Annotated in this window: 10 protein-coding genes and 2 pseudogenes; 5 read left to right on the top strand and 7 right to left on the bottom strand. The window is 41.1% G+C overall.

Features of this window, described 5'->3' with window-relative positions:
* The first annotated feature begins 622 nt into the window (after nt 1-622).
* The 5 genes from DP116_RS23860 to DP116_RS23840 all read left to right on the top strand — a co-directional run bounded on the left by DP116_RS23860 (nt 623) and on the right by DP116_RS23840 (nt 2708).
* Nucleotides 623-1051, top strand: coding sequence for a hypothetical protein (locus DP116_RS23860; RefSeq protein WP_169157530.1), 429 nt, complete (start codon nt 623-625; stop codon nt 1049-1051).
* Nucleotides 1052-1059: 8 nt separating this feature from the next.
* Entirely contained in the window at nt 1060-1311 is a 252-nt protein-coding gene (locus DP116_RS23855) for a hypothetical protein (protein WP_169157529.1), read from the top strand.
* A gap of 3 nt (nt 1312-1314) precedes the next feature.
* The gene (locus DP116_RS23850) at nt 1315-1626 is read left to right on the top strand and encodes a hypothetical protein (RefSeq protein ID WP_169157528.1); all 312 of its coding nucleotides are present in this window, start codon (nt 1315-1317) and stop codon (nt 1624-1626) included.
* Between the two features lie 318 nt (nt 1627-1944).
* A complete protein-coding gene (locus tag DP116_RS23845) occupies nt 1945-2280 on the top strand; it encodes a hypothetical protein (RefSeq protein WP_169157527.1) in 336 nt (111 codons plus the stop codon).
* 56 nt (nt 2281-2336) lie between these two features.
* Entirely contained in the window at nt 2337-2708 is a 372-nt protein-coding gene (locus tag DP116_RS23840; RefSeq protein ID WP_169157526.1) for a hypothetical protein, read from the top strand.
* Here DP116_RS23840 and DP116_RS23835 read toward each other — a convergent pair.
* The 7 genes and pseudogenes from DP116_RS23835 to DP116_RS29650 form a co-directional block, all read right to left on the bottom strand.
* On the bottom strand, nt 2703-3866 hold the full coding sequence (locus DP116_RS23835) for an MFS transporter (RefSeq protein WP_169157525.1): 1164 nt from the start codon (nt 3864-3866) through the stop codon (nt 2703-2705). The genes DP116_RS23840 and DP116_RS23835 overlap by 6 nt on opposite strands.
* Nucleotides 3867-4066: 200 nt before the next feature.
* Complete coding sequence (gene hypB / locus DP116_RS23830) at nt 4067-4936, bottom strand: hydrogenase nickel incorporation protein HypB (protein ID WP_169157524.1); 870 nt, start codon at nt 4934-4936, stop codon at nt 4067-4069.
* Nucleotides 4927-5268: a hydrogenase maturation nickel metallochaperone HypA gene (gene hypA / locus DP116_RS23825; protein WP_169157523.1), complete on the bottom strand. Its 342-nt coding sequence runs from the start codon at nt 5266-5268 to the stop codon at nt 4927-4929. Before hypA ends, hypB begins: the two co-directional genes overlap by 10 nt.
* A gap of 213 nt (nt 5269-5481) precedes the next feature.
* The gene (gene hypE / locus DP116_RS23820; RefSeq protein WP_169157522.1) at nt 5482-6585 is read right to left on the bottom strand and encodes a hydrogenase expression/formation protein HypE; all 1104 of its coding nucleotides are present in this window, start codon (nt 6583-6585) and stop codon (nt 5482-5484) included.
* A gap of 284 nt (nt 6586-6869) precedes the next feature.
* Entirely contained in the window at nt 6870-8087 is a 1218-nt protein-coding gene (locus tag DP116_RS23815; RefSeq protein WP_169157521.1) for an FAD binding domain-containing protein, read from the bottom strand.
* Nucleotides 8088-8355: 268 nt separating this feature from the next.
* A pseudogene (locus DP116_RS23810) lies at nt 8356-8508 on the bottom strand (tautomerase family protein); the annotation flags it as partial.
* A gap of 50 nt (nt 8509-8558) precedes the next feature.
* Nucleotides 8559-8841, bottom strand: a pseudogene (locus DP116_RS29650) (hydrogenase formation protein HypD); the annotation flags it as partial.

Below are 8841 nucleotides of genomic sequence, written 5' to 3'. Positions count from 1 at the left end.
AAACTCAACTATATATTTATATAATCATACCATTTTTGAGTACAAGCTTAATTTCCTATAAAATAGCAGATAAAACTTGTCAATACCAAACTCCATATAAGTTTGATGTTGAGTACACAACAGCCAGACCCCCCTCAACGTAAATACTAGTACCACTACACGAAAAGTCTAGCACCTCTACCCCAAAAAATTTTTGTAACACTCATGAGATAAGAATGACAGGCTTTGAGTACAATCATAATTAATTTAATAATCTTGATCTGCGACTGATAAACCCTCCTCAGCAAAGACAACTGATATAAAACATATAGGATTTACGCAGAGATTCCCCTCTACCCCCCAAACTTCTAGACGCCAGTCTAGGAAGGAGGGGGGGCTTCTTAAAAATTCAAAATTTAAAATATGCCCTAAGCCCCATGCCTAGGGCACGGCTGCGCTTACAAAATTCAATCCGCAAGAAAAACAGTGAGGCAGCCATGTTCTTTGTCTTTCTTTCAGAACGCTATGGGTTGGTGCAAGTCTTTGCAGCACTTACAAAGTGCTGTCTGGAGGAGGAGATACCCCAAGGGTGACAGCTTAGTTCCCAAATAGTTAATAGTTAACAGTTACTCATGATAGCTGAATGAAATTGAAACTTGTTCAACTACTCACAGTTTGTACAGTTACTTTAGTGGTGCTTTCTCCAGAAATTGTGGTATTTAGTATGGTTTGGGAGCGCCATATGGAGTTACTAGCACAAACAAAGAATTCAACCTGTGAAGTGAATCAGAATAGTACAAGTAAAGTTGGATTAGCTCTGCAAGAAGGTACAAATTCCTATCAAGATAGCTCTCATGTAGAATTTTCTGTCACCAATTTTGTCAAGCAATCTCTCAATCATAAAACACAAGACAAAATTGTCAAAATATTACAATGGTTCCTTTTATTATTTCCTATAATTCTTGGACTACTTGTTTTTTTCTATGACAGATATCTCGTTTATCGCGCAGGTGTTTTTCAGCAACAAGTAGAAATGTTAGAAAGACTTTGGCAACAAGGTATTGAACAATAGAACCAACTATGACAGCACAAAGAGAAGACTTATATTTCAACCTCATTGACCAGCTACTTCGTTGTCCCAATGGTCAAGAACCAGAAGTTTTAGAAGCTAAGCCAGAATTGCTTGATGCTGGTTTGATACAGACAATGTTACAAGTTGCAAGTGGATTTGCACACAACAATAATCCAGATGGAGCTCAGTTTCTTATCCATGTTGCACGTGAGCTATCTAAGGAACTGGGATTGTATCCTGAAATTCCAAAAAAGGAGTAAATAATGTTATTAACTACAACCGACGCGGGACACATAGCGTTAGAATTCCTCATGGCTGAATGGAATATTTCAGATGAGGACAGACAATGGTTTGTCATTGTTAATTCTCGCCTAACTGGTCAAAATTGGTACATCGTAGAACTTGCTGTCGCAGGATTTCCTGATAGGTGGTATGTCCAAGTTTATGATACTGGAGCGTGCGATCCAAATTACACTTTTATTTCACCAATTCATGGTTCAGACAGATATATTGACATGACGGATTTACCAGTTATGGTAGCAGAAGTGTTGTTTTCCGAGCGTAATGTTCGATAAGAATGAGAGTTCAAAATTCAAATTTTAAATATTAATGTGTATATAAAAATCACATTAATAAATAAACATGATAATTTTGAGTTTAAAAAATGACTCATTTTCTATCGCTAGATAACGACAAGCGTAGAGTATAGAATGCATACTCTACGCTTTTTCTTTATGAATTTTTAATGGAAGGCTTTTCCATGATGACTTCTAACTATTGTGATAAAGGTAAACCCTTAATTTTATAATAATTTCGGATATTTTTTCACATGAAGAGAGCCAAATTATGTTATATTAAATCATGTGACAATCCTTACATAATCATAGTGTTTCATGATTAGTGAAGATATCCTAGCACAAGAATTCATGAGGGTCGTCACTCACTATTACCCAAAAGTCGGAGAATTACTAGACGGCTGTTATGTGAAAGTTATCTCCTCTTACTGGGGACGACCTCCTAAGCGCTTGCGATACATAGGAATTTATTGCTCTGAAAAAATGATGCCCGATGTGCAAACTCACAAAGAAATTTTGCGAGAACTAGCAGAAAATATGGGACTCGTTCAGGTAGTTTTCCTCAACGCAACGCGACTATTGCGTGATCCTATGTCGAATGTCAAGCGAATACATCCACGTTTGTGGTTGGATTTGCATTGGCTGACAACATAGGAATAATCGTAAACCCAACTTCCTCCAAACCCACCTTGCAACCTGAAGGGGTTCCAATGAAAAATAAACCCTTCCTTCCTCCAGAGGATTTACCTTCAACAGAAGCGACGCACCTTGACAAAATATTGCGAAGTCAACTCGAACATTCCACTGGCAGATGCTTTTTTGAAGCGTGTGACCAAATAACACGAGCATTATTGTCTAACTGTCAGTGGTATATTACGACAGATGGTGGCTACCTCATGCTAGTCATTGATTGTCCTGACATTGTCAGTTACTGGCATATAGTCAGCAATATTGCACCCATTGGAAATAGGCTAGAACGGTTTGCCAGTAGCGCTAAGATCCGCGTTTATCCACCATTTGGGAAGGGGACGCCATTTGAAATTAGCGTTAATGAGATATCAGCTTATCGAGATTGGCTATGACTGTATTGAGTGCTTTCCTACCAACAACAAAATGGGAATAGCAGCGAGTTGAATGACGACTGAAAACCCAACCAGTAAGCTGACTGATTGGTCATATAAAATTCCCATTAAGGCACTCCCTAAAAACCACGACAAACCGTAGCCAGCGCTAAAAATACCGTAAGCAGAAGCACGTTTGTCTATCGGTACTATACCAGCGACAGCAGCTTTCAAAATTGATTCCTGTGCCCCCATTCCAATACCCCACAAAATCATTCCCAAAAGGGCAAGATTGGAACTTCCTAGGAAGACTAACGGGGCGAACATTAATGACAGGAAAACTGCTATTGCGAGGATAGAAATGCCAACTCGATCAAAAAGACGCCCAAACACCAGCGCTGCTACAGCATCAACTCCCATAGCCATAGCGTAAAGCAAGGGAATCGTTTGCTCAGTCGCTATGGCTCCTTTGTGGAAATGATAAGCAATCAGGGGAAAATCTGCATACCCAGCAGCAACAAGTGCTACAGCACCTAGATAAATCCAAAAGACTTGTGGTAAACCTTCTCCTTTGAGTGTTGGGGTTTCCTGTTCAAAATCACGAGGGTTGGGGTAAAGTTTTTGTGCTACTAAAAGCACACATAACCCTAAGACAGCTGGCACAATCAAAATTGCGAAACCACGCTGATACCCTCCTTTCAAATAAATCACTGCTGCTACAGCTAATGGTCCGATGACGGCACCAATTTGATCCAGGGCTTCATGCAAGCCAAAGCCAAAACCTCTGCCGACTTGACTTGCAGCATGGGAAAGCAGCACATCTCGTGGAGGGGTACGAATCGCTTTTCCTGTGCGTTCAGCAATCATCAGTCCTGCTGCGACTTCCCAACGTCCTGCAAAAGCTAGGAGGGGCACGACTGCTGTATTAAAGACATAACCAAGAGTAGTAATTCCCCAGTATTTTCGCGTTTGGTCGCTGATATAACCTATCACTAAGCGAAAACCATAGCCAATTAACTCTCCCAAACCCGCTACAAGCCCTACTACAGTAGCACTAGCGCCTAAAACTCCAAGATAAGCCCCCGTAATGCTACGCGCCCCCTCATAAGTTGCATCTGCACAGAGGCTGACAATACCCAGCAAAATCACGAACTTTAAAGCCGCTTTTTTCTGAGACATACCCTGATATTTCAAGTAACCATTGTTCGCACTAGCATATCAGTTATATAGCAATCCTAGATGATTTGTGAAAACTATTTTTTTACGAACCGCCAAGACGAGCCAGCGCTGCAGGAGGGTCTCCCTCCGTAGGCGACTGGCGTCGCCAAGGACGCCAAGAAAAGAGAGAAGAGAGAATTTCACGAATCCTGCGCGGATTGCTATACAGAAGTTGAAGTTGACAGATTCGCTACTTTGCTAGATAGCCACTCATACCAATTCTCTAATCCAGTTCCTGTTATTGCAGAAACCTGAAAAACTTGAATTTGGGGATTAACTTGCTTCGCGTATTCTACACAACGCTGAACATCAAATTGTACATGAGGCAGCAAATCTATTTTCGTGAGAATCATCACCTGACTAGCGCGGAAGATATGAGGATATTTTATCGGCTTATCTTCTCCTTCCGTGACTGAGAGAATGACGACTTTAAAAAGTTCTCCTAAATCAAATAAAGCTGGACAAACAAGATTGCCAACATTCTCAATCATCACCACTGAATCGAGAGGTGGTTTGAGTTGTTGTAGCCCTCGTTCCACCATTGCTGCATCTAAATGACAGCCTGTCCCAGTGTTGATTTGGACAACTTTACAACCAGTTTCTTGAATTTTTTTGGCATCATTTGTTGTTTCTTGGTCGCCTTCAATAACGTTGATAGGCAACTGATGCTTTAAATCATTGATGGTTCGAGTTAAGAGAGTTGTTTTTCCTGCACCAGGAGAACTCATAAGATTTAATGCGAGGATATTTCTACCTTTAAACCATCCTCTATTTTGGGCAGCTATTAGATTATTTTTTGCTAAAATATCATGCTCTAAAGCGAGAGTTGTGCCATGTACCTTGGCATGAATTTGAGATGCTTCTGTGACATGGTCGTGACTGTGGGAATGAGTGATGACAGTACCATCTGGTAAAGTATGAGTATGATGATGGTGGGTATTATTTGATGAGTCCATTGTTGCGACTTCGCCTGTTTCAGGATTGGTCATTTTCACTTCAGCATCATCAGAACAACCACAGGTTACACACATACTTCCTCTATTTCGATTTCCTTAATTTTCAGTTCTTCCCCAGCTATTAAATCCAAATGCACGCTACCACATCTACAGGTTCCAAAAGGTTTTTCTAAAGGAATTTCGGCACCACATTGACGGCATTTTGCTAATCCTGGGGTTTCTAAAATATCTAACTTTGCCCCTTCTAAAACAGTTCCTTGAGTACAAATATCAAAACAAAATTGCACTGCTTCTGGCATAATAGCTGAAAGCTTACCAATTTCTAACAATACTCTTTTGACTTGTGTGCCATTGGCATATTCAGCTACAATAGCCACAACATTTTGAGTAATTCCTAATTCATGCATTGAAGTGCTGAGTGAATGCTTAGTCAATCTTCAATGGTAGAGGTGATTTTTGCAGTGCAACGTACCAGATTTAACAAATTCTTGAATTAACTCAGATTTTGCACCATAATGTTAGTCCGCAAAGAAAGAAATTCTGAGTAGACGCCCTTTGGGCAGCTTCTCGTAGGGTACTTAAGTTCAAGGCATACTATGGATGAGGTGCATTCCGGTGAATTAACAAATTCTTGGTAATTGCTCACCAACAAGCATATCAACAATACGTTCAGCACCAAAAGCGGTTTTTAAAAAGACAACACCAGAAGGTGAGGGAATGACTTCACCAATAATACAAGCATCTTTTCCGGCTGGGTGAGATTTCATAGCTGAGACAACAGCGTCAGCATTTTCGCGTCCTACCACAACAACTAACTTACCTTCATTTGCCAAATACAATGGATCTAAACCTAAAAGTTCGCAAACGCCCTTGACTTCTTCACGCACTGGGATAGACTGCTCATCTAAGCGAATTCCCACACCAGAACCCAGAGCAAATTCATTTAACACTGTGGCTAAACCACCGCGTGTTGCATCCCGCATAGCATGAACGTCAGGACAAACATTTAGGATAGTTTCAACTAAACCATTCAACGGCTGACAGTCGCTTTCAATATCAGTTTCTAATGCCAATTCCCCACGGGCAATTAAAATTGCTGTGCCATGATTGCCCAACTCACCATTAATAATAACTGCATCTCCTGGCTGAATATTATGGGCAGAAATATTTACTCCCGTTGGAATAACACCAATACCAGAGGTATTAATAAATAATTTATCTGCTGCACCACGATGGACTACTTTTGTGTCACCAGTCACAACTTGTACGCCAGCTTTTTTCGTTGCTGCTTGCATACTTTGCGCAACACGCCGCAAAGTTTCTACAGCAAGTCCTTCTTCTAAAATGACACTACAGCTAAGATATAACGGTTTGGCACCACTCATTGCTAAATCATTAACCGTACCATTGATGGCTAATGTTCCAATATCACCACCCGGAAAAAACAAAGGGTCAACAACATAAGAATCAGTTGTAAAAGCAAGTCTGTCTCCCTGTTTCATAAAACTTGCCAAATCAAAACTGGCTTGGTCTTCTAATTGAGACAGAGTTGGATTATCAAAAGTATTGACAAAGATATCATCAATTAAATCGCGCATTGCTTTGCCACCACTACCATGTGCGAGGGTGATATGAGTGTCTCGCACTTTACCTTGATGACGGCGGACTTTTTCGATTTTTTGAAAGAGGAAATTCTGTGGTGAGTCAGATAAGGAGAAGTTCATTCTAAATTCTGTTTAAATATTTTAGCGGATTTATCCATACTATTTAGGACTTACGCAAAAACTCTTTTAAACTCTCTTAACTTCGTGATCTTTGCGTCCTTTGCGGTTTATTTTTTCATAATTTTGCGTAAGTCCTGACTATTAATGGTAGGTTGGGTTGAGCAAAGCGAAACCCAACATTTACAGGGTTGTTGGGTCTCATATCTTCGACCCAACCTACAAAATTTCTCTGATACTTTTGAATTTTGCTTCGATTACTTCGACTCCGCTCAGTACAAGTGCGCTCAGCAACCATGAATTTTGAATTCCCCAAAGGGGTGACCCAGTCTAGAACGATTTCCTAAAGTGACGCCCAAAACCTTGAGGTAATTCCCCATCGCTAACTGGATTGGTTCCCATTGTTCTAACGCCGCCACCACATCACCACCAGATTCCTGTAACCCTTGGGCGAGTTCAATAGCATTCGTCACAGCTTTAGAAATCCCCGCAGCCGTGTGAGGACGGACGACAAATGCAGCATCGCCAATTAAACACACCCGTCCAAAAACCATACGTGGTACAGATAAGTCGTAGATAGGTTGAATGAAGGGTTTGTCTGTTAGTTCAAAAAAATACTGAAAGATTTCTGGTAAATATCTCTTTGCTACTACTCTCATCTGTTGGACGACTTCTTCTCGAACCTCTCCTTGAGGCATAAAAAATCTTCGTACTCGTCCTTGGTGGTTGGTCATGACTGCATTCAACTCTTCGCCATCTGAGACATTAAAATACCAAAGCCAGTTGAGACGGCGTTTTCCTTCGTCTAACTCCCCGTTTGGTCCAGGGACCAGATAGCACAGTGTCTGCATGCTGGGTCCGTTAAAAAAGGTGAATTTATCGGCAAAGAATTTTGCAACGTCTGATGAAAGTACATTTTCGTCTATCAACCCTCGCCATGCAATGTAGCCTGCATACTGAGGCATAGCATTTAGTATCAGTTGCTGACGTATGGTTGAATCAACACCGTCAGCCCCAATGAGTAAATCACATTTTTCTTCCCTTTCGTCTTCAAAGTGCACCACCACGCAGTCGTCACTCAACTGAAAACCAATGACACTGTTACCTTGATGGTAACGTTCATCTGGGAAAACTTTCCGCAGTTGATGATACAGCATATCCCAAGAAATCATAACTTGGGGTGTTGATTCTTCCCAAATAATGCTGCCATCTCCAGTTATATACTGTCTCTTGCACGAAGTCATACCCACCGCTTCTGGTATGCTAATACCATGTTCTGCCAGAAACTGATTGATTTCCATCTGCACAACAACAGCAGCACCGTGACTTTGAACACTACCAAATGTAGGCGTTACCCCTTGGTAGGAGGCGCGTTCAAAAATTTCTACATCACAACCGATACAGTGCAGCGCTAAACCTGCACATAAACCACTCATTGAACCACCTGCAATAACGACACGAAGGGGTTGTGAGTTTTGTTGCGTGATGTCCGCTTTGACTTGCATGAAGATGCTTCTGTAGAGTTTTTCTCACTTGCTCAAAGTCTACAGGTTTGACTCTATCACTGATAGTGACCCACGATGCTCCCAAGGGGAGCCGCCCAAGGGGCGATCACGCTCCAATTCAAAATCGCGCAGCGTTGCGTCAGCGTTGCGACGCAATCTCAAAATTCAAAATGAAGAATTCCATTTTTGAATGCGTGAATTATCTTGTGGTTTTGTGATCGTGTCTACCACTATGCTTATCTGAATGTAGTAGACCTCCAACAGCCTAATTTTTTTCGCGTTCAAATTTATCTACGTGAACTGTCACCCATTCAGGTTTAGTATTCAAAGTAGAAACAAGTGCGTGAGTGACTGCTTGCGCTAGTTTCCGCTTCAGTCGAATAGAATGACATTCAGCAACTTGGACGGTGACATGTGACATATGCATTCCCCAATGATTTTTTCAGTGTTGATTTTTGACTTGTGATTTTTCTACACTCTTACCTTTTCTTTGTCAAGTGTTTTATCAAGCATCATTTTTTTAGCCAGGTGAGAAAAGCGACCATACTTATAATAAGCTGCACAAGCACCTTCAGAAGAAACCATGCAAGTTCCAATCGGTGTTTCTGGAGTGCAAGCTGTCCCAAAAACTTTACACTGCCAAGGTTTCAACACTCCTTTGAGGATTTCTCCACAAAGACACGCTTTATGGTCAGCAGCTTTTTGATTAGGAATGGTAAATTTTAATTCTGCATCAAATTCGGCATATTCAGTC

The organism is Brasilonema bromeliae SPC951, assembly GCF_012912135.1.
Taxonomy (GTDB): domain Bacteria; phylum Cyanobacteriota; class Cyanobacteriia; order Cyanobacteriales; family Nostocaceae; genus Brasilonema; species Brasilonema bromeliae.
Note: the sequence above shows the minus strand (reverse complement) of the source record. Positions and strands in the feature narration are given on the sequence as shown.

Bases quoted from the DNA above. Each gene is read 5' to 3' on its own strand.
- DP116_RS23860 (WP_169157530.1), top strand. From the start codon at position 623: ATGAAATTGAAACTTGTTCAACTACTCACAGTTTGTACAGTTACTTTA.
- DP116_RS23855 (WP_169157529.1), top strand. From the start codon at position 1,060: ATGACAGCACAAAGAGAAGACTTATATTTCAACCTCATTGACCAGCTA.
- DP116_RS23850 (WP_169157528.1), top strand. From the start codon at position 1,315: ATGTTATTAACTACAACCGACGCGGGACACATAGCGTTAGAATTCCTC.
- DP116_RS23845 (WP_169157527.1), top strand. From the start codon at position 1,945: ATGATTAGTGAAGATATCCTAGCACAAGAATTCATGAGGGTCGTCACT.
- DP116_RS23840 (WP_169157526.1), top strand. From the start codon at position 2,337: ATGAAAAATAAACCCTTCCTTCCTCCAGAGGATTTACCTTCAACAGAA.
- DP116_RS23835 (WP_169157525.1), bottom strand. From the start codon at position 3,866: ATGTCTCAGAAAAAAGCGGCTTTAAAGTTCGTGATTTTGCTGGGTATT.
- hypB (WP_169157524.1), bottom strand. From the start codon at position 4,936: ATGTGTGTAACCTGTGGTTGTTCTGATGATGCTGAAGTGAAAATGACC.
- hypA (WP_169157523.1), bottom strand. From the start codon at position 5,268: ATGCATGAATTAGGAATTACTCAAAATGTTGTGGCTATTGTAGCTGAA.
- hypE (WP_169157522.1), bottom strand. From the start codon at position 6,585: ATGAACTTCTCCTTATCTGACTCACCACAGAATTTCCTCTTTCAAAAA.
- DP116_RS23815 (WP_169157521.1), bottom strand. From the start codon at position 8,087: ATGCAAGTCAAAGCGGACATCACGCAACAAAACTCACAACCCCTTCGT.